Raw genomic sequence first — 26601 nt, forward strand, 5'->3', positions numbered from 1 at the left:
CCCACGGATGAGTGGATGCCCCCTCCTGCCGGTTACTGACCAAAATTCGATATGGCACTCTGACCCGGTGTTCGGGACTGGTTGGGCTGGCGGCGGGGGCTTTCCGCGATGAGCGTTGACGGGCGGGACGGGTCACTCGGTGACGGTGACGCGGAGGGCGGCGGCCCGGCCTCGCCTCATGTGCCGAGTCAGGGCGGACGGGCGGACCTGCCGCAGGGCGGTGACCCCACGGTGGCCCCGATCCCGGCGCAGGGCGGCGAGCCCGTGGAGGGCAGCGTCCCCGCGCAGCGGGACCGGCGCGAGGACAGCGTCCTGCCGCCACCCAGGAATCTTCCGCCGTCGGACGCCGATCTGATCGGGCGGATGCGCTCGGGCGACGACTCGGCCTACGAGGAGCTCTTCCGTCGGCACGCCGACGCCGTCCGCCGGTACTCCCGCACCTGCTGCCGTGACGGCCACACCGCCGACGACCTCACCGCCGAGGTCTTCGCCCGCATGCTCCAGGCGGTCCGCGGCGGTTCGGGCCCCGAGCACGCCGTACGCGCCTATCTGCTCACCTCCGTCCGGCGCGTCGCCGCCACCTGGACGAAGTCCGCGAAGCGGGAGCAACTGGTCGACGACTTCGCGGTGTTCGCCTCCCAGGCCGCGCGGGTGTCCGAGGTGTCCGACGACGACACTCTCGACCTGGGCGCGGATGTGCGCGCGATGCATGAGGCCGAGCAGTCGATGGCCATGCAGGCCTTCCGGTCGCTGCCGGAGCGCTGGCAGGCCGTGCTCTGGCACACCGAGGTCGAGGACGAGTCGCCCAGCGAGGTCGCCACGCTCTTCGGGCTCGACGCCAACGGCACGCGCGTGCTCGCCAGCCGCGCCCGCGAGGGCCTCAAGCAGGCTTACCTCCAGGCCCATGTCAGCGTCACCCTCGCCACCGACGAGGAGTGCGCCCGCTACGCCGACCGGCTCGGCGCCTACGCCCGCGGCAGCCTGCGCACCCGTGCCGAACGCGGCCTGCGCAAGCACCTGGAGGAGTGCGCGAAGTGCCGGCTGGCCGCGGGCCAGATCAAGGAAGTCGCCAGCGGTATCCCGGCGGTCGTGCCGGTCGCGGTCATCGGTTGGTTCGGCGCCGCCGGGTACGCCAAGGTCGCCGCGCTCATCGCCGGTGGCACCGGAGCGGGTGCCGCGGGTGCGGCGGGCGCTGCCGCCGCGGCGGGCGGTTCCTCCTCCGGCGGGGCGAGTGCCGGTGGCGGGGCGGCGGCCTCCGAGGGTCTCGGCGCGCCGGTGAAGGCCGGTATCGCCGCCGGTGTGGTCGCCGTGGCCGCCGCCGCGGTGGCGCTCGCGCTGGTCGGCAACGACGATCCGGCGCCGAAGCCGGACGCCAAACCGCCGGTGTCCTCCCCTGCCCCCGTCGTCGAGGAGTCCCCGACTCCCAGGCCCCCGAAGAAGCAGCCGCAGCCGGCCCCGCCCGTCTTCGCCCCCGACCCGACCCCGACGCCCACCCCCACACCCAGCCCGACCCCCACCCCGAAGCCGACGCCGAAGCCCACACCGACGCCGACCCCGACCCCGACGCCCACACCGACTCCCACCCCGACACCGACGCCGACGCCTCCGCCCGCTCCGGCCGAGTACCAGTGGAGCGAGCTGGCGTACAACGTCAACGGCGACGGCACCGAGCCCGAGATGCGGCTCGGCGAGAGCAGTTGGGTGTGGCAGCGCTACGGCGTGTCGATCGATGGCACGCAGTACGCCCACGGGGTGACGGTGCACGGCGAGTCCTCCGTCACCATCGACCTCAACCGGGAGTGCACCTCCTACCGGGCCCTGGTCGGCGTCGACGACATGAATCTGATGCTGGGCAAGTTCTACTTCTCCGTGTACGCCGACGGGGTACGACTGTGGCGGTCCGGGATGATCAAGGGTGGTGACCCGGCGGTCCCCGTCTCGGTCAACATCGCGGGGCGCGAGACCGTACGGCTGGTGGTGGAACCGCACAGCCACTTCGACAAGATCCTTCTCGCGGACTGGGCGGAGTCGAAGTTCACCTGCTCCTAGCGGCCCCGGCGGGGTGGTCACCGACGGCCCCGGCGAGTTCGCCCAGGACGTCGTCCACCGTCAGGGCGGCGCCCCGGGCCCGCTCCGCGGCCAGGCGGTCGGCGGGCAGGGCCGCTTCGGCGAGGGCCTCGATGCGCTCGGCCTCGGCGCACTCCGGCGTCGGGCGTGGCAGGCCCGCGCGCCAGTGGTCGGAGGCGGCGAGCAGGCGGAGCGCACGCGGCAGGTCGTCGAGCCGGGCGAGCAGCATCGCCGTACTGTCCGCGAACGCCGCCCTGACCGCCTCCGCACACCGTTGGTCCACGGCCTCGCGCAGCGCACGGGCCAGGATCGGCAGTCCGTGTTCCGGGCCGGACTCCTCGGCCGTGACGAGGCCGTGGATCAGGTCGAGGCCCGCGAGGAACTGCGGCGGTGGTGTACCGCGCTCGCATGCCGCCCGTGCCGCCTCGTAGTGCTCGCGCGCGCCGGCGATGTCCTGGTCGTCCAGCGCGATCAGCGCCCGCTGGAGCAGGACGAACGCGCGGGAGTCCGGCACGCCGTGGCGGTCGGCGGCGGCGTTCGCCTCGTCGAGGGCGGCGAGCGCGGCCGTACGGTCGCCCGTGCGGTAGGCGATCTCGGCGAGCCGGGCGATCAGAAACGGTGTCTCGGCGTGTGCGCCGACCTCCTGGGCGAGCCGCAGCGCCTCCTGGTACTCGCCCCTGGCCGCGTCGAAACGGCCGCGCGCCATCGCCGCCTCGCCCGCCGCGCTGCACACCTGGGCCCGCATCCAGCGGTCCCCCGCGCGGCGGCTGAGCACCCGCAGCTCGGCGAGGCCGTCGTCCACGACCCTCAGGCCGCCCGCCGAGTCGACGGCCAGATGCGTGCGGAACATCAGGACGATGGAGATCTCCCAGTCGCCGCCGTAGGCACGGCAGTTGGTCAGCGCCTCGTCCAGTTCGGGCCGTCGGTCCTCCGGGCCGCCCAGCAGGGTGCTCGTCAACGGCCAGGCGAGACCCGGCAGTCGCGCCGCCTCCGGTCCTCCCGCGGCGAAGAAGGCGCGCACTCGGTCGAGTTGTTGCCGCTGCCGTGCGTCCAGGGGGCCGTTCCACGGCTCCGCGTCGGCAAGGAGGAAGAAGCGCAGTATGCGCAGGCGCATCCACAGGGTGTGGAAGGGGTGGTCCGGGTCCTCGTCCGGGTCGGGGTTGCTGCTCAGGCCCAGGACGCGGGCGACCCAGTCCGCGCCCTCGTGACGGTAGTTGCGCAGCCACCAGAACCAGCCCAGGGCCAGGGCCAGTGCGCCGGCCTCCGTCACATCGGCGGCCGTCAGGGAGCGGTGCAGGGCCGCGCGGATGTTGTCCAGCTCGGTCTCCAGGCGGGAGATCCACGGCAGTTGCTCGGCCGAACGCAGGCGCGGATCCGCCTCCTCGACGAGGCCGCGCACCCACGCGCGGTGCCGGCGCTCGGCCGTGGCGCGCACCTCGGGGGTCTCGGCGGCACGCTCCACCGCGTACTCGTGGATGGTCTCCAGCATCCGGTACCGCATGCCCTGGGGGCTGCCCCGCTCGCACGGGGCCGCCACGACGAGGGACTTGTCGACGAGGGCGCCGATGAGCTCGGCGGCGGGTCCCGTGCACACGGCCTCCGCGGCGGCCAGGTCCCAGCCGCCCGCGAACACGGACACCTCGCGCAGGACGGTGCGCTCCCGCTCGTCGAGCAGCTCCCAGGACCAGTCGACGACCGCGCGCAGGGTCTGCTGGCGGGGCAGAGCCGTACGGCTGCCGGAGGTGAGCAGGCGGAAGCGGTCGTCGAGGCGGTCGGCGAGCTGCCGGGGGGTGAGCAGCCGCAGCCGGGCGGCGGCCAGCTCGATGGCGAGCGGCAGCCCGTCGAGGCGGCGGCAGATCTCGGCGACGGCCTCCTTGTCGGCGAGCACGGTGTCCGCGTCGGGGCGGGCGGCGGAGGCGCGCTCGGCGAAGAGGCGGTGGGCCTGGTCGGGGAGCAGGGGCTCGACCGGGCGCACCGACTCGCCGGGCACGCCCAGGGGTTCACGGCTGGTGGCCAGGATCGTGAGCCCCGGGCAGCGGGTCAGCAGCAGCTCGGCGAGGTGGGCTGCTGCATCGATGACATGTTCGCAGTTGTCAAGGATCAGGAGTTGGCTGCGCGGGGCGCAGTACTCGACGAGCAGGGCGACGGGGTCGTCCTGCGGGGCCGTCAGCTCGCTGGTCATCAGCACGGTCTCGCGCAGACCGAGGGCACTGACCACCGCGCCAGGCACCGCCTCCGGCCGGTCGAGCGGCGCCAGCTCGACCAGCCACGCCTGCGGCAGCCCGGCGGCGGCTTCCTCGGCGAGGCGGGTCTTCCCAGAGCCGCCCGGTCCGGTGAGCGTGACCAGTCGGGCCCTGTGCAATTCGGAACGGATGGCGGAGATCTCGGGTTCCCGGCCGACGAAAGTTGTCAGGCGGGGGCGGAGGTTGGTGTGGGGTCTGGGTTCACTCGCGGCCTTGGGCATGGACGGAGCTTCTGCCGGAGCGAGGAGTTCCGCGTGCAGAGCCCGGAGTTCGGGGCCCGGGTCGGTGCCCAGGCCCTCGGACAGGGCCCGGCGGGCGGTTTCGTAGGCGGCGAGGGCGTCGGCCCGGCGGCCGGTGTCGCGCAGGGCGCGGATGAGGAGGGCGTGCAGCGGTTCGTCGTACGGATGCGCCGTGGTGAGCTCCGTCAACTCCGGTACGGCGTCCTGGGCGCGGCCGAGTCGCAGGTCGGCCTGGGCTCGGGCTCTGATCGCGGTGAGCCGCAGCGAGTCGGGGCGGGCCGCGGCGGTGCGGTCCGGGAGGTCGGCGAGGGCGGGGCCGCGCCACAGGGCGAGGGCGGCGCACAGGGTCTCGGCGGCCGTGGGCGCGTCGCCTCGGTCCAGGGCCGACGTGCCGTCGCGCACGAGCCGTTCGAAGACATACAGGTCCACGTCGTCCCGGCTCGCCGCCAGCCGGTACCCGCCGCTCCCGGAGACGATCGCATCCTTGCCGAGGCTACGGCGGAGGCGGCCGACGAGGGCCTGGAGCGCGGCCGGGGCGTCCTGGGGCGGGTCGTCGGACCAGACCTCGTCGATCAAGGTCTCCGGAGCGACTACCTGACCCGGCCGCAGAGCCAGGGCGGTCAGCAGGGCACGCAGCCGTGGTCCGCCGACGGCGACTTCGGCCCCGTTGTCGTCCTCGGCCTGGGTGACGCCCAGGATTCTGTACCGCACGGGGTCATTGTCGCCGGGGGACGACGGCCGTGGTCGTACGGCCTGACTTACGTCCGCCCGCGCCGCGCCCCGGCGGGGTGATCGTGCTGACTTATGCCGACCGCGGGGGCGTCCGCCCTGACCCATGCCCGCCCCGCCCCGGCGCGGATGTCGTGCGGCGTGGCTTACGCCAACCGTGCCCCGCCCCGCGCAGTGGCCGTACCCCCGACCTACAACCCGCCGCGCCCCGCCGTACGACCGGCACTCACGCCCGCCGTGCCCCCGCCCCCGCCCCCAACGCCCCCCTCTGCGGCGTGATCCCTGCAGGCACCGCACGCGCGCGTGCCGGGGTTCCCGTCCAGCAGGTTCCCCTGCGGGCCATCAGTCGGGTGAGCCAGAGTTCCAGGGAGACGAGGTCTGCCAGGCCGTCCAGGGGGAGGGGTTCGCCGTCCGCGGCCGCGCGTAGGGCCTTGCGGACCACTCGCGCCTCCACCAAGCCCGCCTGCGCCAGCAAAGGTGTGCCGAACAGCGCCATCAGGTCGTTCGCCGCCACCCGCAGCCCTGTGCGCGCCGCCACCGCCGCCGGTGCGTGGGACGTGGCGCCCCAGCCCGGCGGGAGGTCGGCCACGCCGGCGCCCTCCAGGACCGTACGCAGGATCGCCGCACGTGCGCCGGGGCGGACGCGCAGGGCCTCGGGGAGTGCGCGGCAGGCGCGGACGACCTGGTTGTCGAGGAACGGCGCGTGCAGGCGCTGGAAGCGGATCTCGGCGGCCTGCTCCAGCACGCGCAGGTCCGCCGCATGACGGGCGAGCGCGGCACGCGCGCGATAGTCGCCGGGGCGCTGTCCCGGGCCGACCCCGGAGCGGCTCGTCGCCCCTTGCAGGCGAACCGATACTTCAGCCAGCGCCTCCCCTGTCAGCCAGCGCGCCGCCGGGCCCGGTCTGGCCCAGGTGAGCGCCGCGAGCGACGCCCCCACGGCACCTCCGGGTTCGTCGAACCGCCGGTCCATGAGCCGCTCGGCCAGCGCGTCCAGGCCCGTGCGATACGGCGTGCGCGCCAGCTTGCGCGCCGCGCCGTACACGCGCGCGGGGACCAGCACCGAGCCGTCCGCCTTGGCGAGCGCGGCGACGGGGCGGACCAGGTGCCGGCGCTGGCGGTCCATCAACAGGTCCGTCAGCCGGGCCGGATGGGCGTCCAGCACCTGACGGGCGCCGTAGCCGGTGAAGTGGTCCGCGCTGCCCGCCGCCAGCCGCGCCCGGTGCCGGGCGGCCGTCACCAAGGAGGGCCCGGGTTCGTCGGTGAGCGGGCCGTCGAGATCGGCGTACGGGAGTGTTTCCTCCCCGCCCGCCACGACCACATGGTGCAGGCGCGGGTTGGCCGCAAGGGTGCCCGCCCGTTCCAGCTCGGACTCCCGGCCGCCGACGGTGAGGTCGTTGAAGGTGACCGCCAGCAGCCGCTCCCCCGCGCCCGTGCCGTGGCCCAGCACGGTGCCCGGCATGCCGGGCAGGCCCGCGGCGAGCAGGGCGAGGGTGCCGGAGGCCGGGCCACCGGAGAGGTCCGCCCCGATACCGGGAACGGGCATCCCGCGCGCGGCACGGCGTTCGGCGGGACCCATGCCGGGGACGGGGCCGGGGTCGATGTCGGCGCCGGGCACATGCCGGGGTGCGGACAGCCGGGCCCGTACGGCGTCCACGAGCGCGTCGCGCACGGCGTCCACCGCGCTGTCCGGGTCGGCCGGGGGCGCCGCCACCGCGAGGGAGGCGACCGGCTCGTACCCGGCGATCTCGCGTGCCCCGGCGCGAAGGATCAGCGCGTGCCCCGGCGGAATGCGCCGGACGCCGTCATAGGGGGTGGAGTCGTCCAGAGCCGCGGGGACGTCCGGAGCGGCGAGCAGGGCGGCCAGATGCCCGAAGTCGAGGTTGGCCTCGATGAGGTCGGCGAGCGGCAGCGCGGCGGTCGCGTACGCCGTACCGCGGGCCCACGGGGTGTAGAACACCGGCCGGGCGCCCGCGAGATCGCCGCACACCATGACCCTGCGGCCGACCTGGACGACGGCCGTGTAGCTGCCGGGCCAGGCCGTCAGATGCCGAAGTGCCCCGCCCCGCGCGGCGAACAGACCGACCCGCAGCTGCTCGTCGCTCGCCCCGCAGATGCCGAGGACGGCGATCCGGTTCTGGGCGTCGGCCTGGACCACGCGCACCTCGTCGGGGCGCCAGTCGCCGACCGCCCACAGCGGATCCGGGTCGCCCCACAGGAGTTGGGACCCGACCGGGTGCACGGTCTCGCCGTCTGGCCCCGTGGCCCCCGCGGAACCGATCTGGGCGGCTCCCGCGGCGGTGCTGCTCCATCCCACCAACCACCGCATCGACGCCTCCACAGGCTGTGGACAACCAGTGCACCGTACGAACCGGCACCATGCTGCCATGAAGGACGCGTGCCGGAGACGCGGTGACACCGCTTGAGATCCGCGAAGTGCGCCCCGTAGGCGCCCCCATAGGGCATCCATACCCGTGCAGGCCAAGGAGACCACTCGGCCACGGCGACGCGAATGCGCCCCCGGTTCACTCCCCCAGAACGCCCTTCGCGCCCTCAAGTGCCGTGGTAGGAGCGGTATTCACCCGCGAGAGGCAGGGTCGGTTTTCGGCCAAATCGGCGTGACGACAACAGATTTGGCCACGCTCCGTACAGGCCCTGCGCATCACTTGGCGTGTGCGCAGTCCGGGAGGCGGGACTCGCCCCCCGGACCGTTCCGCCGCCCGCGGGGATGGAGGCGGCGGTGTCCCCCAGCCCACTGGATCCAGTACAGCGGGCCGACCCACGCACGATCCATGGAATCGCTCCCCCGATGGCCGGAGAAGAGCGCACGGACGGGCGCACGGCCACACAGCGGGAGCACACCGCAACCGTCCGTACCTGAACCGCACTTCAGTACGGACCACAATCCCGCCATCCGGAAGAATGCCCCTTAACGCTTGGGATGCGGCGAACTACGCTGGGTTTACGAATGCCGCGTGGTTATGCCAGCGCGGCAGCCGTCTGTGTCGAGGGGTGGCGCATGTCCAGGGAGCAACGCGGGCCGAACGAAAAACTCGGCACCGTTCTCGCCCTCGCGGGAATCAGCAACGCAGGACTCGCGCGTCGCGTCAACGACCTTGGCGCTCAACGCGGGTTGACTCTTCGCTACGACAAGACCTCGGTGGCGCGCTGGGTGTCGAAGGGAATGGTGCCGCAAGGTGCGGCGCCGCACCTCATCGCCGCCGCCATAGGGCAGAAGCTCGGCCGCCCGGTGCCGCTCCACGAGATCGGCCTGGCGGACGCGGATCCCGCACCCGAAGTCGGCCTCGCCTTCCCCCGGGACGTCGGACAGGCGGTCAGATCGGCGACGGACCTCTACCGCCTCGACCTCGCCGGACGGCGCGCCGGCTCCGGCGGCATCTGGCAGTCCCTCGCCGGATCGTTCGCAGTAAGCGCATACGCAACGCCCGCCTCACGGTGGCTGATAACCCCGGCCGACAGCTCGGTAGCGCGTGAGGTGAGCCCCGCCGAGGACTCCGGCGCACCGGTCAAAGTCGGCCACAGCGATGTGCAGAAACTGCGGGAAGCAGCCGAGGACGCCAGGCGCTGGGACTCCAAGTACGGAGGCGGCGACTGGCGTTCGTCCATGGTGCCCGAGTGTTTACGGGTGGAGGCGGCACCGCTGCTGCTCGGCTCGTACTCCGACGAGGTGGGCCGGGCGCTGTTCGGGGCGAGCGCCGAACTGACCCGTCTCGCGGGGTGGATGGCCTTCGACACGGGGCAGCAGGAGGCCGCGCAGAGGTACTACATCCAGGCGCTGCGTCTCGCGCGCGCGGCGGCGGACGTACCGCTGGGTGGATACGTACTCGCGTCCATGTCCCTGCAAGCGACCTACCGCGGCTTCGGCGACGAGGGCGTCGACCTCGCGCAGGCCGCCCTGGAGCGCAACCGGGGTCTCGCCACCGCGCGCACCATGAGCTTCTTCCGGCTCGTCGAGGCACGCGCACACGCGCGCGCGGGTGACGCGCAGGCGGCGGGCGCCGCGCTCAAGGCGGCGGAGGGCTGGCTGGAGCGCTCCCGGGACGGTGACCACGACCCGTCCTGGCTCGGCTTCTACTCCTACGACCGTTTCTGCGCGGACGCCGCGGAGTGCTACCGCGATCTGAAGGCACCACGTCAGGTGCGGCGGTTCACGGAGCAGGCACTGTCGAAGCCGACGGAGGAGTTCGTGCGCTCGCACGGGCTGCGGCTGGTGGTGTCCGCGGTCGCCGAGCTGGAGTCCGGCAATCTCGATGCGGCATGCGAGCAGGGCGTGCGGGCGGTGGAGGTCGCGGGTCGGATCTCCTCGGCGCGTACCACCGAGTATGTGAAGGATCTTCTGCACCGTCTGGAGCCGTACGGGGACGAGCCGCGCGTGGTGGAGCTGCGGGAGAGGGCGCGTCCTTTGCTGATGACTCCGGCGTAGGTTCCTTCGGCTCTCCCCCCGTGGTTTGAAGGCATTGTCAGTGGCGCAGTGCACTATCGGAGGCGGGAGGTGGTGCTGGTGCGGTCGGTCGCTTACGACTGTGATGTGCTCGTGGTCGGCGGGGGGATCGTCGGGCTGTCCACGGCGTATGCGATCACGCGGGCCGCGCCGGGCACCCGCGTCACCGTGCTGGAGAAGGAGACCGGGCCCGCCCGGCACCAGACCGGGCGGAACAGCGGGGTGATCCACAGCGGGATCTACTACCGGCCCGGGTCGCTCAAGGCGCGGTATGCGGTGCGGGGCGCCGCCGAGATGGTCAAGTTCTGCGCCGAGTACGACATCGATCATGCCGTCACCGGAAAGCTGATCGTCGCCACCGAGCGCTCGGAGCTGCCTCGGCTGCATGCGCTGGTCCAGCGGGGGCGGGAGAACGGGATTCCGGTGCGGGAGCTGGGCGCCGCGCAGATCGCCGAGTACGAGCCGGAGGTGCGGGGACTCGCGGCGATACATGTCGGGACCACCGGGATCTGTGACTTCGTCGGGGTCGCACGACGGCTGGCCGAGGCGTCGGGGGCGGAGATCCGGTACGGGGCCGAGGTCGTACGGGTCGACCGGCGGCCGGAGCTCGGGGTCGCCGTGCAGACGAGCGGCGGCGAGGTCGTGCGGGCGCGGGTGCTGGTGAACTGTGCCGGGTTGTACTGCGACGAGGTCGCTCGGCTCACCGGGGACGAGCCGGGGATGCGGATTGTGCCTTTCCGGGGGGAGTACTACTCGCTGGCTCGGCCGGAGCTGGTGCGGGGGCTGGTGTATCCGGTGCCGGATCCGGCGTTTCCGTTTCTCGGCGTGCATCTGACGCGTGGGGTCGACGGGGGTGTGCATGTCGGGCCCAATGCGGTGCCCGCGCTGGCTCGGGAGGGGTACGAGTGGGGCGTCGTACGGCCTCTTGAGGTCGCCTCGACGCTGGGGTGGCCGGGGGCGTGGGCGATAGCCCGGCGGCATTGGCGGTATGGGGCGGGGGAGCTGCGGCGGTCGGTGTCCAAGAGGGCCTTCGCGGCGGCTGTGCGGCGGTTGTTGCCGGCGGTTCGTGAGGCGGATCTGGTGCCTGCGGCGGCGGGGGTGCGGGCGCAGGCGGTTCTTCGGGACGGGACGTTGGTGGACGACTTCCTGATCAAGGAGGGGGTGCGGGCTGTGCATGTGCTGAACGCGCCTTCTCCGGCGGCGACGGCGTCGTTGCCGATCGGGCGGGAGGTGGCGCGGCGGGCGCTGGCGGTGCTCGGGTCGGTGTGACGGGAAGCCCTGAAGGGCCTCGTCCTCAAACGCCGGACGGGCCGGTGGGTTCTCCTCCCGTAAAATCGATCCCACTGTGTCTGACTCCCTCCACACCCCCGAAGTCCCCCACCCCGCCCCCGGCCATGAGCCCGGTGTGTCTGTTCGGCATTCCCGGGACAAAGGGGAGCCCCGGTTCCCCGATGGGCCCAAGGCCGATCCCGCCGGTTCGCACTTCGAGCGGCGGATTCGGAGTTTTCAGCCGCGACGGAGTCGGGTGACCGCCGGGCAGGCGGATGCGCTGCAGCGGTTGTGGCCCAAGTGGGGGCTGGACATTGATGGGCAGCAGGTCATCGATCTCGGTGAGCTGTTCGGGAATGACCGTCCCGTCGTGCTCGAGATCGGGTTCGGGATGGGGGAGGCCACCGCTCAGATGGCCGCCGCCGATCCCGGTACCAACGTGCTCGCCGTCGACGTGCACACGCCAGGTCAGGGCAATCTGCTCAACCTCGCCGATCACTACGGCCTCTCCAACATCCGTGTCGGCAACGGCGACGCCATCATCCTGCTCCGCGAGATGCTCGCCCCGGACTCCCTCGACGGGCTCCGTGTCTTCTTCCCGGACCCCTGGCCCAAGAAGCGGCACCACAAGCGGCGGCTGATCCAGCCCGAGTTCCTCAGCCTCGCCGCGACCCGGCTGAGGCCCGGTGCGATCCTGCACTGCGCGACCGACTGGGAGCCGTACGCCGAACAGATGCTCGAGGTACTGACGGCGCACCCGGGCTTCGAGAACACGCAGGCCGACGGCGGTTTTGCGCCGCGTCCCGAGTTCCGGCCGCTGACCCGTTTCGAGGGCCAGGGACTGGACAAGGGACATGTCGTGAACGACCTGCTCTTCCGTCGCGTACAGCAGCCTGTGCGGCAGCACGCACCGCACCGAGACATACCCCCCACCGGCGCCTGAGCCCACCGCGCTCTTCTGCGGGCTGCGCCCTTCCCTCGTTAGGGTCAATGCCGTGGCCACCTGTCCCCCGTACCCGACGCACCCCACCGGTCCCCCCGGCGGCGCACTGCGGCACGCGCACTGGTGGCAGCGGTGGGGGTACCCCCTTTGGGGGAGGGTGCGTTACGGCGCGCTGATCACCCTGCTCGCGCTCTCCGGCCTCGTCATCCTCGCGCTCGTACGCGAACAGACCGGCACCCAGGGGTTCCTGGTCGGGCTCGGACTCGCGGTCCTGCCCGTGCCCCTCCTCATAGCCGCCTTCCGCTGGCTGGACCGCGTCGAGCCGGGCCCCTGGCGGAATCTGCTGTTCGCCTTCGCCTGGGGCGCCTGTGCCGCGGCCCTCATAGCCATCGTCGCCAACAGCTTCGCGACCAGATGGATAGCGACGGCAACCGCGGATCCGTCCAGCGCGGACACCCTCGGGGCGACCGTCATAGCGCCGATCGTGGAAGAGTCGGCCAAGGCCGCCGCCGTACTGCTCGTCTTCCTCTTCCGGCGCCGGGACTTCACCGGGCTCGTCGACGGGGTGGTGATAGCCGGGGTCACCGCCACCGGCTTCGCGTTCACCGAGAACATCCTCTACCTCGGCACCGCCTTCGGAACCGACCAGCTCACCGGCGACAGCGGCATCGCCTCCGTCACCGCGGCGACCTTCTTCGTGCGCATCGTCATGTCGCCCTTCGCGCACCCCCTCTTCACCGTCCTCACCGGCATCGGCTTCGGCATCGCCGCGCTCTCCGGCGACCGCCAGCGCTGGCGGCGCGTCCTGCTGCCGCTGTCCGGACTGCTGCTCGCGATGGGCATGCACGCGATGTGGAACGGCTCGTCGGCCTTCGGTCCGTACGGCTTCTTCGCGGTGTACGCGGCGATCATGGTGCCCGCGTTCGGGCTGCTGACCTGGCTGGTGATCTGGACCCGCCAGCGCGAGCTGCGCACCGTCCGCGAGGAACTGCCCGCCTATGCCGTCGCAGGCTGGCTCACCCCGGGCGAGCCCTTCGCGCTGGGCTCGATGCGGGCGCGGCGCCTGGCGCGGCAGTACGCCCGCCGCCACGCCGGGAAGCAGGCGGCGCGGCAGGTGGCGCAGTACGAGGCGTACGCGACCTCGCTCGCGTTCCTGCGGCACCGGGGGCGCCGGGGTCGCGCGGGCGCCGACTTCGTCGTACGGGAACAAGAGCTGTTGCAGGAGCTGTGGCGGCGCCGGGAGGTGGCCCGTCCGGCCCTCGACCATGCCGCCCGTGCCACGGCCCCGCCGGTGCCGGTGGTGGCGGCGCCGTGGCCGATGTACGGGGCGTATGGGCATCCGGCCCAGCCGACGTACCAGCCCTATCCGGCGTACCCGGCGGGACCGTACTCGGCGTACAACCCGTACCGGACGTAAGAAGAGTCCCGGACGCCAAAAACCGGCAGCCCTGACGTCGGGGGGTCGTCGTCAGGACCGCCGGGGTTCACACGGGGAACCGGCTCAGGGGGTGAGGCCCTTGCTGCGCAGCCACGCGAGCGGGTCGATGCCGGAGGAGGAGCCCTCGGGGTGGACCTCCATGTGCAGGTGCGCGCCGGTCACATTGCCGGTCGCGCCCACGCGGCCGATGACGTCCCCGGTGGTGACCTGCTGCCCGACGCTGACGCTGATCGAGGACTGGTGGGCGTACCAGATCTCGGTGCCGTCCTCCAGGGTGAGCACGGTCTTGTAGCCGTACGACCCGTCCCAGCCGGCGGAGGTGATCGTGCCGGTGTGGACCGCCTTGATCAGCGTGCCCGTGGGAGCGGCGAAGTCGAGGCCGGTGTGGTACCCGGAGGACCACAGCGAGCCGGCCTGACCGAAGGTCGAGGTGATGGTGTACGACGACGTCGGCAGCGCGAACTGCTTGGCCAGCGCGGCCAGGCGCTCGGCCTCGGCCTTCTCGCGGGCCTCCTGCTCGGCCTTTTCCTTGGCGGCGGCGGCCTTGGCCTCCGCCTCCTTCTCGGCCTTGGCTGCGGCTTCCGCGGCGGCCTTCTCGGCGGCAGCGGCGGCGGCAGCGGCGGCCTTGGTGTCGACCTGGTCCTGCTGCTGCTCGGCCTGGGCCATGATCCGGGCGCGAAGCGCCTCACCGGCGTCCGAGGTGCCCGTCTCGGTGTCGGTGGTGGTGATGCCGACGCTGCTGAGCGGGGTGCTCGAGGTCTCGGGCGCCTCCTCCGCGGTGTCGTCGGAGATCAGCGGCAGGTCGGGCATGGTGATCGCGACCGGCGGCTTGCCGGACTGCGCGCTGGCCATGCCGCCCGCGCCGACGGCGGCTATGACACCGACGCCGAGAACCGTGGAGCTGCGGGCGAGTCCGCCGCCGCGCTGCTTGGAGACGCGGTGCCGGCCGCGAACCGGGCGAATGGATTCCGCGGTGGGGTTCCATTCCTCCCAGGGGCCCTCGTCGGTGCGTTGGCTGCCGTAGCCGTAGGCCTCGTCATTGCGCTGGCTCGGCACGAACGGGGCCTCGGGGGCAGGCCGGTTTGACGCCACGTGGGCGTGCTCCTTTCCTTCCTTCTCGCCTACCGGGTTAGCTGACGGGTTCGGAGCAGGAAGGTCTCCTACGCGCGTATATCTGCCGTATCTGCACGGCGGATTACGCCCGATTCACCCCAAGTTGGTGGTTCCCCGGTTCCCTTACGGGATTCGGCGCGTGCGCACGGAGCCGACTCTTGTGACGGCTGGGACGACCGCGCTGCGTTATCGAACGTTAATAGACGCGGGGCGCGGATTCCAAGCCGTTCGGCTTGATCATTAACGATTCCGGCCTGGACTTTCGGGTCACGAGGGGTCTAAATCGGGCGAGTTGACCAAGCCTCATGTGCCACACAGGTATTGACGGTATGTCAGTTGTTATGCGGAGGGCTCCCGACCGATCACCCCCGGTAACAATCAGGGTCTTCGTACGGCGAGCAGGGCCATGTCGTCCGTCATCCCGCCCCCGCAGTACACGCGCACGTCCTCGGCGAGGGCCCGGATCAGGATGCCCGGATCGCCGAAGGCACGGCCGGCCAGCCGGGTCTGCGGGTCGTAGAAGACGCCGTGCGCGTCGCGGGCCTCGGAGAGGCCGTCGGTGTGCAGGAGCAGGGTGGTGCCGGGCGGGAAGGGGACCTCGTCGGCGCGGTCGGGCCAGCTGCCGAGGTCGCTCATGCCGAGCGGGAGGGCGGGCTCGCGGGCCGGCAGCGGGCGCACGGTGCCGTCGGGGTACAGCAACAGCGGGGGCGGATGGCCGCGGTTGACGACGCGCACGACCCCGTCGCCGTGCGGGAGTTCGGCGAGTACGGCAGTGGTGAACCCCTCGACGGCCTCGATCCCGTCACGCCGCGAGCCCTCCCGGGCCAGCGCCCGCTCGAGCCGCTGCGCGACCACCTCCAGGCTCGCCTCCTGCTCGGCGGCCTCCCGGAAGGCCCCGATGACGACGGCCACGGCCGCGACGGCCCCCATCCCCTTGCCGCGCACATCGCCCACGACAAGCCGCACGCCGTACGCGCTGTCCTGCACGGCGTACAGATCGCCGCCGATGAAAGCGTCGGCCTGCGCCGCCTCGTAGCGCGCGGCGATCTCGTAGCCGCCGATCCGCTCCAGCGGCTCGGGCAGGACGGCGCGCTGGGTCGCCACGGCGATCTCGCGCTGCGAGGCGAGCCGCAGGTCGCCGCGGCGCACGACACGGTTGAGTACGGCGGCCAGGACGGCGACGGTGACCACGGTGACCACCTCGGTGACCGTGTCCGCGTCCATGCCGAAGCCCAGCCGGACGTGGACGCCGTAGGTGGCGAGCAGCGCCACGACTCCCGTGATGACGGTGCCGCTCAGCCCGTAGAAGGGCGCGGCGACCAGGGGTGCGGCGGTGAAGAAGGGGATCGCAGTGAATCCGCGCGGGGTGACGAAGTCGTAGAGGATCCCGCCCGCGATCAGCAGCGGCGGGAGCAGGAGGACGAGGGTGCGTGCGGGCGGGACGTGCCGTGTCTCGTCCGCGCCTCCAGCCCGCACTGCCCGCCTCCCACCAGATCCGCCGTCCCTCCAGGTTTCCCGGAGCGGGGGCGGGCGGCGAATGGTGTGGGCCGAGTGGATGAGGGGAAACACCGAGGGCCGGAACCCTTTCGGATTCCGGCCCTCGGCCTTCAGTAGCGGGGACAGGATTTGAACCTGCGACCTCTGGGTTATGAGCCCAGCGAGCTACCGAGCTGCTCCACCCCGCGTCGTTGAAACCAGTGTACGCCATCTGCGGGACCCGATGCACACACGCTTCTTCACGCTGCGGGATTGCCCGCGTGGGTCAGCGTCTCCCAGGCGACGAAGAGGTTGTCGGTACCGGCCGGGCGGGTCTGTACGGCGAGCTTGCGGGCGGCCGGGACGGAGCCTCCGCGCCGGTCCTCGAGATGGTTCAGGGCGACCTCCAGGTCGGGCCCCAGATTCCGCTCCACCTTGCCTCCGCACAGCCAGGCCGGCGCGGTCTTGCCCACCTGGTGGCGGGCGTGGAGCTCGAGCGCTGCCTTGAGCCGGTCCTCGGCCTCGCCGTACAGGTCGACGCCCTGGTGCCAGGCGGTCTCGGCGATGTGCGCGGTGGCGGCGATCGAGTGGCCGACGTGCTGGAAGTTGCGGCAGGTCTCCTGGGTGACGCCCTTCTTGTACGTCGTCTGCTGGAACCAGTACGTCGCCAGCCGCTGCGGAGTGTTCATGCTCGACCCCGCCGGGGTGAGCGGGAGGCGGCCGTCCTTCTCCAGGTAGAAGTACGCGGGCACGCGGTCGCGGAAGCGGACCAGGGCGTGGTCGAAGGTCTGGTGGTCGTCGAGGAAGACGGCGATGCCGATGGCGGCGTCGGTGGTGATGAGGTCCCGGTTGCCGTTGACGTCCGGAACCTTCTTGGTGACGTGGGGGAGGTGGGCGGTGCGGAGCATCTCCTCGAAGCGGCGTACGCGCTCCTCGGGCCAGCCCGCGCCGTCACTGTGCCGGACGATCTCGGCGGCCCGCGCCCACGTGGACCCCGCCCACCCGGCCTGGAGCCCGGCGTTCTGCCCGGTGTGCTGCCGCAGCTTCGCCGACCAGGCGTCCATGATCTCCCCGGCCTTGAGGGCATGCTGCCGCTTGCCGGTGACGGTGAACAGCCGGGCCTGCGTATAGGCGGCGATAGCGTCCTCGCGCTCCTCCACACAGCCCCGGCCGGCCTTCTTCCCCGCGGGGCAGTGGACGCCCTCGTAGGGCCGGGCCCGGTACTTGTAGGCGCCGTACTTGCTGTCCCGCATCCCGAGGTACGCCTTCAGCCACGGCTGCTTCCCGGCGGTCACGTGCTTGCGTACGACCGCCGGCTGCGGCGCGCTGACGAGGACGCCGGGGTGGGTGAAGTCGGCGTCGGGCGGGAGGGCACGGGCCATGGTGCGGGTATCGGCCCCGGTTGCTCCGCAGGCGGCGAGGAGAGAAGCGAGCAGGAGCACGGCGACAAGTCGGACAGACCTCATAGGGGCAGCGCGCTGCGGGGGCGGGGCCGCAGTCTGTGTTGGGCCGATCGGACTGGAGGTTGAAGGACGCTGAGCGGGGTGGGGGCGTCTTCCAGCCCGCCCGGCGTTTGAGGACGAGGCGGGCACCTCTCAACCCGGCCCGCCGATCCAGCCCGTCCGGCGTTTGAGGACGAGGCCCGTTCAGGGCCGAAGCGGGGGTCCGGGGGCGGCAGCCCCCGGGGACGGGACGGGTAGGGGCGGCGGGGGCGAAACAACCCGGCGACTCAGCCCAGCAGATGACGATTCGGTGCCTTCGCCCGGTCCTCGAACTCCCGCAGCACCACCACATCCACCCCCGCCGACGCCAGCAGCCCGCTCCCGTCCGCGTCCACCACGAACGTGTTCGGCTCACGCCAGGCCGTGACCACCCTGCGTACCCCCGCCTCCAGGATCAGCCGAGCACAAGGCGCCGGGCGAGAGGCCCGGTGGGCGCAGGGTTCCAGGCTGCTGTACACCGTGGCCGAGCCCAGCCGCGGATCCGCCGGATCGATCTTCGCCAGCGCCGCTTCCTCCGCGTGGACCACCGGATCGTCACCCTCCCGGGAGTGCCCGCGCGCGAGTTCCGTACCGTCGGATGCCACGACCACCGCGCCGACGCTGAACGCCGTCCGTGACGGCGGGCACAGTTCGGCCAGTTCGCAGGCGAGCCGGAGCCAGTGGTGGTCCGCGGCCGTGGTCCGCGTTCCGATGCCGGGAGCCGTGGGTTCGTAGCGCATCAGGACCACGTCCTCGATACGGCGGGACTCCACCAGGCGCAACCGGCCCTGCTGGTATCCCCCGGGTCCGAAGAGGCGCGGCGCGGACGGGTCGCCGACGAACAGAGGAGCGAGCACCAGCTGGAGCTCGTCCGCCAGCCCCTCCTGGAGCAGTTGGGTGTGGATACGGCCGCCGCCCTCCACCATCAGGCGCCTCACGCCCCGGGCGTCGAGATCCTCCAGCAGCCGCCGCCAGTCCAGTTCGGGGCCCAGGGACACCACGTCCGCCCCCAGCCCCAGGGCCCGTGCCCGCTCCGCGCCCTTCTCCGTCGTATAGACGACTTTCTCGCCGCCCGTGTGCCAGAACCTCGCCCCCGGATCCAGCTCCCCGCTCCCGCTGACCGTGACCTTCAGCGGATACTCCGGCCGCCCCGAAGCCACCCGCGCCGCGCGCCGAGAAGGGGAGTTGACCAGGAGCCGTGGATTGTCGGCGCGGATCGTGCCCGCGCCCACGAGGATCGCGTCGACCGAGGCCCGTACCTCGTCGACCCGGTCGAAGTCGGCCGGGCTGGAGAGCAGCAGCCGCTCGGGGCCGGTGTCGTCCAGGTAGCCGTCGAGGGAGACGGCGGCCGACAGCAGGACGTAGGGGAGGGGCATCGGCGCTCCATTGGGGACCAGAACCGGCGGGCTTGTGGGCTTGGGGCACGGCGGGGCTTGGTTCAAGTTTTAAGCAAATCTACACTGGCCCCATGACGACCCGCTGGCTCACCCCCGAGGAGCAGCGCGCCTGGCGCGCGTACATGGGTGCCACCCTCCTTCTGGAGGACACCCTGGACCGGCAGCTCCAGCATGACGCCGGCATGCCGCACATGTACTACTCCATCCTTTCCCATCTCTCCGAGACCCCGGAGCGGCGGCTGCGGATGACCGATCTCGCGGAGCGCCTGAAGATCACGCGGAGCCGGCTGACGTACGCCGTGGCCAGGCTGGAGAAGGACGGGCTCGTACGGCGCGAGGAATGCCGTTGGGACAAGCGGGGCAGCGTCGCCGCGCTGACGGACGAGGGGATGAGCGTCCTGGAGCGGACGGCGCCCGGTCATGTCGCCACCGTCCGGGCCGCCCTCTTCGACCACCTCACGCCGGAGCAGGTGGGCCAGCTGGAGGAGATCTTCACCTCGGTCACGCAGGTGCTCCAGGGCGGGGAACCGACGGATGTGCCCTGGCTGCGCCGCTCGTGCAGCGGCGAATGAGCCACATCACAAACAGGTTGCTTCAAAGTTCAAGCATGGGCTAGGGTCACGACCCGAGGATCTGCTTCAAATATGAAGCAGAAAGTCCCCGAGGACCGGAGACCCGCATGTCCGAGCACCCCGCCGCCACCCCGCGCTCCCGCGTCCGCGTCCCGCTGCGCTTTGCCGACGGCTACAGCGTCGACGCCGACCTCGTCACCTTCCACGGCCTCACGGACGGCCAGGAGCACGTGGCCGTCGTCCTCGGCGACCCCGGCCCCGTCCCGCTCGTCCGGCTCCACTCCGAGTGCCTGACCGGCGATGTCTTCGGCTCGGCCCGCTGCGACTGCGGCCCCCAGTTGCGCGAGGCAGTCGAGCGCATCGCGGAGCGTGGCGGCGTGCTGCTGTATCTGCGCCAGGAGGGCCGCGGCATCGGCCTCTACAACAAGCTCGACGCGTACGCCCTCCAGGACCAGGGCCTCGACACCTACGCCGCCAACGCCGCCCTCGGCCTGCCCGAGGACGCCCGCGACTACACGGCGGCCGCCCAGATGCTCCAGGCCCTCGGCATCGACGCACTCGACCTGCTCTCCAACAACCCCGACAAGGCAGCCCAGTTGCGGGACCTGGGCATCGCCGTCCACGACCGCGTCCCCACCGGTGTCTTCACCACCGCGCACAACGTCCGCTACCTGCGCGCCAAGGTCCTCCAGACCCAACACACGCTGCCGCTGGGCGAGTTGGCGGAGCGTACGGCGGGCTGACGCTCCCCCGGAATGTCTCGCGGACCGCTGGTGCGCAGCCGTTCGACTACGTACAGTGCTGCGGCCGGGGGTGTGACTGGGGGTTGCCGTGGGGCGATTAATGCGTTCGGGGCGAAGAACCGCCCTGCTGTGCGGGGGACTTGTGCTGCTCGGCAGTCCCTGGATGCGGGATCCGCTCAACGAGGCGCGGCCGGACACGCCCCTGATGAGCCTGGTGCACCGCTCGCTGTACGTCCCGGCCTGGGACCTCTCCCCGAGCTCGGAGGGCCTCGCCGAGCCCCTGTATCTGGCGGGCAACACCGCCCTGATCATCCTGCTCGCCGGCGCCGCACTGGCGCCCCGGCTGCTGGCCCGCGGCCCGGCCTCCCAAGGGATCCGGTGGCTCGCCGCGTTCGGCGCGGGCATGATCCTCTCGCTCATCGCCGCGATGGCGTCCTGGGCCGTCGTCAAGGCCGACGGCGAACAGGCCCTGATGTTCTTCGGCTCCCCCACGGACGCGGTGATCGTCAACTTCCTGGTGGACGGCCTTGTCTTCGGGCTGCTGCTGGGCGTGGCCCTGGCAGCCGTGTTCGGCGGGACCGGTACCCGCGCAGCCATGTCCTGTATCCGTGAACGGAGCAGCACCATGGCCCCCTCCTCGCCCGATGTCCCCGGCGGAGTCGTGGGCTCCACCACGCCCGGCGACACCACCCGCCACCTGTGCGCGGCCGCCTACACCGACCCAGGCTTCACCCGCCGCGTCGTCGAGGACGTCCTGCGCGACGAGCTCGGCGCGGTCGCGCCCTCGCCCGGCGTCGACCTGGTTCCCGTCGTCCGGCACAGCCTGGCGGCCCGTCGGCTGCACCGGGCGCGCGATCACCGGCTCGTCGCGATCTACCTGCTGATCGCGGTCTTCGGCCCGCTGTGGCTGGTCTTCGGCAACCTCGCCTTCAAGGCGCTGGCCAAGGCCTCCCGAGCCCCGCGGCGCGTCGTACGCGGACGGGAACCGGTGGACACGGCGGCGGCCGCACGGTGGCTCGTCGGAACCATCGCCGGGCTGCTGCTCGCCGGGGTCCTGTTCGGCCTGTTCCTCTCGGCACTGCCGCTGTCGGGGCCGTGGAGCTGGCTGGCCGGCTCGTACGCGCTCGGCATTCCGCCGCTGCTGGCGGTGATCGGCGGCGGGGTGTGGGCGTACTGGGTCATGGCCCAGGAGGAGCTGGATGTCGACAAGCGGCTGCGCGAGTCACTGCGGCGCGAGAACTTCTCGCCCGAGGCCGGTCCCGAGCCCGGGGAGTCGTGGGCGATCGCCGGAGTGCAGGCCGTGGCCGAGGCGCAGTCCGGCAACGTCACCGTCTACAGCGGCTTCTCCCCCTTCGTGGGCCAGGGCGTACGGCAGTCGCAGTGGTCCCTGTCGCTGCCGCTGCTGCCCGAGCGGCCCGGCACCCCTCTCACCGACTTCGACACCTGGGACGTGGTGGAACGGCTGCGCGCCCGTCTGCGCGAGGCCGCCGTACGGCATGCCACCGCCGAACCGCCCGTCGACGGCGGTCCGAGCCTCGCCGCGCTGGAGGTCGAGGACCGCGTGTTCGTCAGCGGCACCCAGATCACGGGCGACCGGCGCCTCCTGCCCGTCCTGATCAAGGCACCGGTCGCCCGGCTCTCGGGCCCGGCCGTGCGGGACATCGCGCTGGACCCGCAGGGCACGCCCCGGCACTGCCTGGCCGCCCATCTGCCGCTGTGGGGCGGCGCGGTGGTGCCCAGTCAGCTGCTGCACATCGCGGTGGTCGGCCGAACCCTGCATCTGCACTGCGACCGCCACGTCCTCACTCCGCTCCGGCCCGACCTGCGCGGGGTCGATCTGCTGCCCGCGTCCCTCACCCACGCGCACCGGGCGGGCCTGCTGCTGTCGGCCCTGCGGCGCAGCGGCGGCGCCCTCTTCGGCGCGCCCCGGGCGGTGCTCGGCGACGCCTTCCGCGAGTGGGGCGCGCCGCGCCGGCAGCGCCGGGAACGGGAGGCGGCGAAGACGGACCCCGCCTTCGACCGCGGCGCACGGCTCAGCATCCGCGAGCACGCCATGAGCGCCGAGTACCTCGACCACTTCCAACGCGTCGACGCGGAACGGGCGTTCGCCGCCCTCGACCGGCATGCCCTGGCCGCCGTACGGGACTTCCTGGACGAGCACGGGGTGGACACCACCGACTTCCGCACCCAGACGCAGACGATCCTCAACCACGGCGTCCTGCAGACCGGCGGGGTAAGCGTCGTGGGCAACCAGGCCGTCGGCCCGAACGCCCAGGCCACCACCACCAAGACGGCCCCTGCCCCGGCCCCGCAGTAGGGAGACCCCGATGCCCCAGCAGCCCTCCGAGAACACGAACTTCGGCGTCCAGCAGTACGGCGGCCAGAGCCAGGTCGCGAATCAGGCGGTGGGCCCCGGCGCACAGGCCATCGCGGGCCAGATCTCGTTCCAGTCGTTGACGGCCGACCAGCGCACGATGATCCACGACCACCTGTCCCTCATCGAACGCCTCCTGGACGAAAACCGCACCGACCTCCCCGACCAGGACTCCCCGCGGGCGGAGCTGCGCAGGCTCCGCGAGGAACTGGACGAGAGCGCCCCCGAGCCCGGGGTGGTCCGCCGGGCCCTGGACCGCCTGACAGCCTTCGCCGAGCCGGTCGCCCCGCTGGCGGCGGCGGTGGCGGCGCTGGCCGAGGCGCTCCCGTCCCTCTGATCCCCTGAAATTCAGAGGCGGAGCAGCCGCTGGGTGATCTCCCGGTACTGCCTCAGCGCGAGGTGGAGTTCGGCGGAGTGCGTTTCGGGATCCTGGTCCTGCCAGCCCTCGTGGAGGGCACGCCGCTGTTCGGCGAGGGCCTCCATGAGCTGGGCGATCGCTTCGTCGAAGGCGCCTTCGGCTTCCTCCAGCGACTGACGCGGAGTGTCGGGGAACGTGTTGAGGGCCCGTCCGAGGCGCTGGACGATCTTTTCCCGCTCGTCCGACGGGACCAGCGGTTCCGGGCCCGGGGCGCGGCGCGCTGCGGCGCCCTGGGACTGGCCCGCAGGCTGCTGAGCGCGTGTCTGGTCGTACATCATCAAGTGCCGCTTTCCTGTGCGTTGTGCCGGATTTCCGGAGCGGCATGGCTCTGAGCCGTATCGCCAGTCAACGTCCGGTACCGGCCCATGTCAACGCACTGCCGCTCGTGAGCAGACGCGGTTGTTACACAGGCAGGAGTACGGTGCAGAAGACGGAGGCCTTTCGTATGCCGGAATTCGGGATACGGGCCGAGGAGCCACGTTCCTCCGCCGCACGGCGATCGACAGGAGCTTCTCGTGACCACCGCCCTGCAACCCCCGCTTCCCTCCCATCCGCTCCTGCGGCTGCGCCTGGCACCCCAGGGCGGTATACCGCGTGCCATCGACGGAGCGTGGTGGCCCCGTTCGTACGACCTGCTCGCCGAACTCCCCCAGCTGCTCGTCGGGTTGCCGCGCATGTGGGGCCACATCACCAGCGTCACCGTCAACGGGGCGACTTGGTCCGCGGTGCCCGGCCGGATGCTCGTCGCCAACCATGTCGTACGACTGCGCAGGACCCCCACGGCGTCCGCCGCGCACACCATCGTCCTGCTCTCGCCCGGCCAGGGACGCTGGGACCTGCTGGTTGTGCCGCCCGCCACGACTGAGGAGGCCGCGGAACCGATCATGGCGGCCGCGGCGGACGGACCCGCGTAACGCGACGCGACCCACCCGCCGTCTCACTTCCCTCGGCGGCCGTCTTCCGCGGACTGACTGGTCTCCAGCCAGGACCGTGCCGGTTCTGCCGCCCGAGTGGTGTCCACGGTGAGGACGAGACGGGTGCCACCTTCGGCGCCCGCGGGATAGCTGCGCTGCTCAGTGGCGGCGAAGCAACGGCGGAGAACCTCAGCGACACGGCGGGCGACCTCGGGGGAGGCGGCGACGATACGGACCTCGGCGTGCCCGTCCGGAGGTGTTTCCGTGGACTGCATGGTCACCTCGAAGTTCGACGTCCCGGTGGGTGAGACGGAGCGGATCATTCACTCTAGGTCAGGGAGTACCGTGAAAACGAGGAAGCCACTCGGTCTCCTCATGCGCGGCAGGCAGGTGAGGCGATGTCCGACTCCGATTCCCCGCGTGTGACCAGGCCCCTGCCGGACGCCATATACCAGGATGTGGGGCCCGGGACGGCGGTCGTACGGCTGGAGACGACACACGACCGGCGGGGAGTGCTCGACGGGGCGTGGTGGCCACGTTCCCGCGACATCGCGGCCGAGCTTCCCAGCCTGATCACCGCACTGACCGAGTACCTCGGGCCGGTCACGCGCGTCGGCCTGGACGCCGACGCCTGGGAAGAGCTGCCGACACGGATGACCATCGACGACCGTGTCGTCCACATCGACTCCTCTCCGATCGGCGACGACACCGTCCTCATCACGCGGGGCGAGCAGGATCTCTTCTCCCTCCTCGTGATCCCGCCGCACGCGACGCCCGACGCCGCGCGCGCCGCCATGGCCGAGGCCGTCCGAGCGGACAGCGCGACGCAGGCCGAACAGATCCTCATCGACACCGGCACCGACCGAGCGGGATAGCCGCAAACGCCACGAGCCCCAGTTCAGATCCACTCTGAACTGGGGCTCCGTTGTAGGCCCTGTGGGACTCGAACCCACAACCAATGGATTAAAAGTCCACTGCTCTGCCAATTGAGCTAAGGGCCCAGGCGATGTTGCCCCCACGAGCATAGCCGGACGTGGCCGTGTCTCCGATCGGGTATCGGGGACACGGCCGCGTCCGGTGGGTGAAGGGTTACGGATCGACCGGTTCGGGTGCTCCGGCGCGGGCCGCCTCGCGGGCGAGCGTGCGTTCGTGCTCGGGGTTGAGGAACCAGTGCCGGGCCGAGGCCCACCACCAGGTGGCGGCGAAGCCGAGGACGACCAGGACGGCGACCGGGGCGTAGTTGAAGGTCTCCGCGGTGACGGGGGAGACCTGCGGCAGCATGAACAGGACCGTGATCACGCCGACCCACGCCACCGCCACCACGCCGATCGCCGTGGACCAGCGCCCCAGGTGCCAGGGCCCCCGCTCGAAGGCCTCGCCCTTGCGCAGCCGCAGCAATGTCGGGATGACGTAGGCGATGTAGAGGCCGATCACCGCGATCGAGGTCACCGCCGCGTAGGCCGTGACATTGATCAGATACGGCAGGCCCAGGAGCAGGGCCCCGCCGGCCGCCAGCCAGACCGCCGCGACCGGCGTGCGGGTGCGCGGGCTCACCGTGTGCCAGATGTGCGAGAACGGCAGTGCGCCGTCGCGCGAGAAGGCGTAGATCATGCGGCTGTTGGCCGTCACCGACGCCATCCCGCAGAACAACTGCGCCCCGATCACGACCAGGAGCAGCAGCTTGCCCGCGGTCGCGCCGAGCGCGTCGAGGAGGATCTGGGCGGGCGGCGCGCCGGTCGGGGACGTGAGGGCGCCGTCGTACGACTGGATCGCGAAGGTGAAGCCCAGCAGCAGCACGAATCCCGCTATCCACGACGTCCAGATGGACTGCACGATGCCCTTCGGGCCCGCCGTGGACGCGTCGTGGGTCTCCTCCGTCATATGGGCGGAGGCGTCGTAGCCGGTGAAGGTGTACTGGGCCATCAGCAGGCCGATCAGGACTACGTACACCCCGCTCCCCCAGCCCGTGTTGTTCACGAACTCACCGAAGACGAAGGACGCGGACTGGTGTTCGTCCGGTACGAAGGTCAGGGCGCCGACGATGACCGCGACCCCGATGACGTGCCACCACACGCTCACGCTGTTCAGCAGCGCGACGATCCGCACGCCGAAGGTGTTCAGCAGACCGTGCAGGACCAGGATCCCGGCGAACAGCAGGATCGTGCGGCCGGGGGTGACCTCGAAGTCGAACTGGAGGTTCAGATACGCGCCGAGGAAGGACGCGGCGCCGAAGTCGATGCCGGCGGTCACCGCGACCTGGCCCAGCACGTTGAACCAGCCCGTGAACCAGGCCCAGGCGGCCGCGGTCCGGGGCGGGGCGAGCCGGTGGGCCCAGAAGTACAGACCGGCCGACGTCGGGTACGCCGAGCAGATCTCGGCCATCGCGAGACCGACGAACAGCGTCATCAGACCGACCGCGACCCAGCCCCAGGTGATCACCGCCGGGCCGCCGGTGTTCATGCCGAACAGATACAGCGTCAGACAGCCCGACAGAACCGAAATGATCGTGAAGGAGACCGCGTAGTTGGAGAACGCCGACATCCGGCGGGCGAGAACCTGCGTGTAGCCGAGCTGGGCCAGCCGCTCTTCGTCGGAGAGTTGTCCGTCCGACGGCCCGCTCGCTATGGCGTCATCTGTCATGTCCCCAGCGATTCCCTCGTGGGGCCTACGACATGCGTCACGGATGGCTAAAAAGAGGGCCCGCACGACCGAAATCGTGCGGGCCC

20 protein-coding genes, 2 tRNA genes and 1 riboswitch are annotated in these 26601 nt (G+C 71.8%); of the genes, 11 read left to right on the plus strand and 11 right to left on the minus strand.

Features of this window, described 5'->3' with window-relative positions; translation table 11 throughout:
• The first annotated feature begins 108 nt into the window (after window positions 1–108).
• Window positions 109–2049 (plus strand): sigma-70 family RNA polymerase sigma factor, encoded by a 1941-nt coding sequence (locus OHT76_RS20640; protein WP_328872334.1) that lies wholly within the window; start codon window positions 109–111, stop codon window positions 2047–2049.
• Here the strand turns inward: OHT76_RS20640 and OHT76_RS20645 are convergent.
• On the minus strand, window positions 2036–5260 hold the full coding sequence (locus tag OHT76_RS20645) for a BTAD domain-containing putative transcriptional regulator (RefSeq protein ID WP_328872335.1): 3225 nt from the start codon (window positions 5258–5260) through the stop codon (window positions 2036–2038). The two genes, OHT76_RS20640 and OHT76_RS20645, sit on opposite strands and share 14 nt — an antisense overlap.
• 244 nt (window positions 5261–5504) lie before the next feature.
• The gene (locus OHT76_RS20650; protein WP_328872336.1) at window positions 5505–7604 is read right to left on the minus strand and encodes an asparagine synthase-related protein; all 2100 of its coding nucleotides are present in this window, start codon (window positions 7602–7604) and stop codon (window positions 5505–5507) included.
• A gap of 690 nt (window positions 7605–8294) precedes the next feature.
• Here OHT76_RS20650 and OHT76_RS20655 point away from each other — a divergent pair.
• The 4 genes from OHT76_RS20655 to OHT76_RS20670 all read left to right on the plus strand — a co-directional run bounded on the left by OHT76_RS20655 (window position 8295) and on the right by OHT76_RS20670 (window position 13366).
• A complete protein-coding gene (locus OHT76_RS20655) occupies window positions 8295–9719 on the plus strand; it encodes an MFS transporter (RefSeq protein WP_328872337.1) in 1425 nt (474 codons plus the stop codon).
• A 75-nt stretch (window positions 9720–9794) separates the two neighbouring features.
• Window positions 9795–11006, plus strand: coding sequence for an L-2-hydroxyglutarate oxidase (lhgO, locus tag OHT76_RS20660; protein WP_328876582.1), 1212 nt, complete (start codon window positions 9795–9797; stop codon window positions 11004–11006).
• Window positions 11007–11082: 76 nt separating this feature from the next.
• The gene (trmB, locus tag OHT76_RS20665; RefSeq protein ID WP_328872338.1) at window positions 11083–11949 is read left to right on the plus strand and encodes a tRNA (guanosine(46)-N7)-methyltransferase TrmB; all 867 of its coding nucleotides are present in this window, start codon (window positions 11083–11085) and stop codon (window positions 11947–11949) included.
• A gap of 52 nt (window positions 11950–12001) precedes the next feature.
• Window positions 12002–13366 carry a PrsW family intramembrane metalloprotease gene (locus OHT76_RS20670; RefSeq protein WP_328872339.1) on the plus strand — a complete coding sequence of 455 codons (1365 nt, stop codon included), beginning with the start codon at window positions 12002–12004 and terminating at the stop codon, window positions 13364–13366.
• Between the two features lie 84 nt (window positions 13367–13450).
• On the opposite strand, the gene OHT76_RS20675 is transcribed toward OHT76_RS20670, so the two are convergent.
• The 5 genes from OHT76_RS20675 to OHT76_RS20695 form a co-directional block, all read right to left on the minus strand.
• Window positions 13451–14479: a M23 family metallopeptidase gene (locus OHT76_RS20675; protein WP_328872340.1), complete on the minus strand. Its 1029-nt coding sequence runs from the start codon at window positions 14477–14479 to the stop codon at window positions 13451–13453.
• A gap of 11 nt (window positions 14480–14490) precedes the next feature.
• A riboswitch (cyclic di-AMP (ydaO/yuaA leader) is annotated at window positions 14491–14648 on the minus strand.
• Between the two features lie 230 nt (window positions 14649–14878).
• Window positions 14879–15976, minus strand: a complete 1098-nt coding sequence (locus OHT76_RS20680; RefSeq protein WP_328872341.1) for a PP2C family protein-serine/threonine phosphatase — start codon at window positions 15974–15976, stop codon at window positions 14879–14881.
• Between the two features lie 135 nt (window positions 15977–16111).
• Window positions 16112–16185 (minus strand) — tRNA-Met (locus OHT76_RS20685).
• Window positions 16186–16236: 51 nt separating this feature from the next.
• Window positions 16237–17442, minus strand: a complete 1206-nt coding sequence (locus tag OHT76_RS20690; RefSeq protein ID WP_328872342.1) for an alginate lyase family protein — start codon at window positions 17440–17442, stop codon at window positions 16237–16239.
• A gap of 263 nt (window positions 17443–17705) precedes the next feature.
• Window positions 17706–18833 carry a dihydrofolate reductase family protein gene (locus tag OHT76_RS20695; RefSeq protein ID WP_328872343.1) on the minus strand — a complete coding sequence of 376 codons (1128 nt, stop codon included), beginning with the start codon at window positions 18831–18833 and terminating at the stop codon, window positions 17706–17708.
• A gap of 92 nt (window positions 18834–18925) precedes the next feature.
• Between OHT76_RS20695 and OHT76_RS20700 the strand changes: the two genes are divergently transcribed.
• The 4 genes from OHT76_RS20700 to OHT76_RS20715 all read left to right on the plus strand — a co-directional run bounded on the left by OHT76_RS20700 (window position 18926) and on the right by OHT76_RS20715 (window position 22880).
• Window positions 18926–19426, plus strand: a complete 501-nt coding sequence (locus OHT76_RS20700; protein WP_328872344.1) for a MarR family winged helix-turn-helix transcriptional regulator — start codon at window positions 18926–18928, stop codon at window positions 19424–19426.
• A gap of 107 nt (window positions 19427–19533) precedes the next feature.
• Entirely contained in the window at window positions 19534–20169 is a 636-nt protein-coding gene (locus tag OHT76_RS20705; RefSeq protein ID WP_328872345.1) for a GTP cyclohydrolase II, read from the plus strand.
• A 100-nt stretch (window positions 20170–20269) separates the two neighbouring features.
• Window positions 20270–22486 carry a hypothetical protein gene (locus OHT76_RS20710; RefSeq protein ID WP_328872346.1) on the plus strand — a complete coding sequence of 739 codons (2217 nt, stop codon included), beginning with the start codon at window positions 20270–20272 and terminating at the stop codon, window positions 22484–22486.
• 10 nt (window positions 22487–22496) lie between these two features.
• On the plus strand, window positions 22497–22880 hold the full coding sequence (locus OHT76_RS20715; RefSeq protein WP_328872347.1) for a hypothetical protein: 384 nt from the start codon (window positions 22497–22499) through the stop codon (window positions 22878–22880).
• Window positions 22881–22891: 11 nt separating this feature from the next.
• Here OHT76_RS20715 and OHT76_RS20720 read toward each other — a convergent pair whose 3' ends face one another.
• Window positions 22892–23239 (minus strand): hypothetical protein, encoded by a 348-nt coding sequence (locus OHT76_RS20720; protein ID WP_328872348.1) that lies wholly within the window; start codon window positions 23237–23239, stop codon window positions 22892–22894.
• A gap of 237 nt (window positions 23240–23476) precedes the next feature.
• Here OHT76_RS20720 and OHT76_RS20725 point away from each other — a divergent pair, with 237 nt between their 5' ends.
• The gene (locus tag OHT76_RS20725) at window positions 23477–23875 is read left to right on the plus strand and encodes a DUF5994 family protein (RefSeq protein ID WP_328872349.1); all 399 of its coding nucleotides are present in this window, start codon (window positions 23477–23479) and stop codon (window positions 23873–23875) included.
• Window positions 23876–23898: 23 nt separating this feature from the next.
• On the opposite strand, the gene OHT76_RS20730 is transcribed toward OHT76_RS20725, so the two are convergent.
• The gene (locus tag OHT76_RS20730) at window positions 23899–24150 is read right to left on the minus strand and encodes a hypothetical protein (protein WP_328876583.1); all 252 of its coding nucleotides are present in this window, start codon (window positions 24148–24150) and stop codon (window positions 23899–23901) included.
• Window positions 24151–24273: 123 nt separating this feature from the next.
• On the opposite strand from OHT76_RS20730, the gene OHT76_RS20735 reads away from it, so the two are divergent.
• Entirely contained in the window at window positions 24274–24750 is a 477-nt protein-coding gene (locus OHT76_RS20735) for a DUF5994 family protein (RefSeq protein WP_328872350.1), read from the plus strand.
• A 53-nt stretch (window positions 24751–24803) separates the two neighbouring features.
• Here the strand turns inward: OHT76_RS20735 and OHT76_RS20740 are convergent.
• Window positions 24804–24876 (minus strand) — tRNA-Lys (locus OHT76_RS20740).
• 88 nt (window positions 24877–24964) lie between these two features.
• On the minus strand, window positions 24965–26515 hold the full coding sequence (locus tag OHT76_RS20745) for an amino acid permease (RefSeq protein ID WP_328872351.1): 1551 nt from the start codon (window positions 26513–26515) through the stop codon (window positions 24965–24967).
• Window positions 26516–26601 lie beyond the last annotated feature (86 nt).

This window comes from Streptomyces sp. NBC_00287 (assembly GCF_036173105.1).
In the GTDB taxonomy this organism is placed as follows: Bacteria; Actinomycetota; Actinomycetes; order Streptomycetales; family Streptomycetaceae; genus Streptomyces.

What these genes read in the sequence shown, in the direction of transcription:
- OHT76_RS20640 (WP_328872334.1), top strand. Translation starts at nt 109, where the DNA reads ATGAGCGTTGACGGGCGGGACGGGTCACTCGGTGACGGTGACGCGGAG.
- OHT76_RS20650 (WP_328872336.1), bottom strand. Translation starts at nt 7,604, where the DNA reads ATGCGGTGGTTGGTGGGATGGAGCAGCACCGCCGCGGGAGCCGCCCAG.
- OHT76_RS20655 (WP_328872337.1), top strand. Translation starts at nt 8,295, where the DNA reads ATGTCCAGGGAGCAACGCGGGCCGAACGAAAAACTCGGCACCGTTCTC.
- OHT76_RS20690 (WP_328872342.1), bottom strand. Translation starts at nt 17,442, where the DNA reads ATGAGGTCTGTCCGACTTGTCGCCGTGCTCCTGCTCGCTTCTCTCCTC.
- OHT76_RS20695 (WP_328872343.1), bottom strand. Translation starts at nt 18,833, where the DNA reads ATGCCCCTCCCCTACGTCCTGCTGTCGGCCGCCGTCTCCCTCGACGGC.
- OHT76_RS20700 (WP_328872344.1), top strand. Translation starts at nt 18,926, where the DNA reads ATGACGACCCGCTGGCTCACCCCCGAGGAGCAGCGCGCCTGGCGCGCG.
- OHT76_RS20705 (WP_328872345.1), top strand. Translation starts at nt 19,534, where the DNA reads ATGTCCGAGCACCCCGCCGCCACCCCGCGCTCCCGCGTCCGCGTCCCG.
- OHT76_RS20710 (WP_328872346.1), top strand. Translation starts at nt 20,270, where the DNA reads ATGCGTTCGGGGCGAAGAACCGCCCTGCTGTGCGGGGGACTTGTGCTG.
- OHT76_RS20715 (WP_328872347.1), top strand. Translation starts at nt 22,497, where the DNA reads ATGCCCCAGCAGCCCTCCGAGAACACGAACTTCGGCGTCCAGCAGTAC.
- OHT76_RS20720 (WP_328872348.1), bottom strand. Translation starts at nt 23,239, where the DNA reads ATGATGTACGACCAGACACGCGCTCAGCAGCCTGCGGGCCAGTCCCAG.
- OHT76_RS20730 (WP_328876583.1), bottom strand. Translation starts at nt 24,150, where the DNA reads ATGCAGTCCACGGAAACACCTCCGGACGGGCACGCCGAGGTCCGTATC.
- OHT76_RS20735 (WP_328872350.1), top strand. Translation starts at nt 24,274, where the DNA reads ATGTCCGACTCCGATTCCCCGCGTGTGACCAGGCCCCTGCCGGACGCC.
- OHT76_RS20745 (WP_328872351.1), bottom strand. Translation starts at nt 26,515, where the DNA reads ATGACAGATGACGCCATAGCGAGCGGGCCGTCGGACGGACAACTCTCC.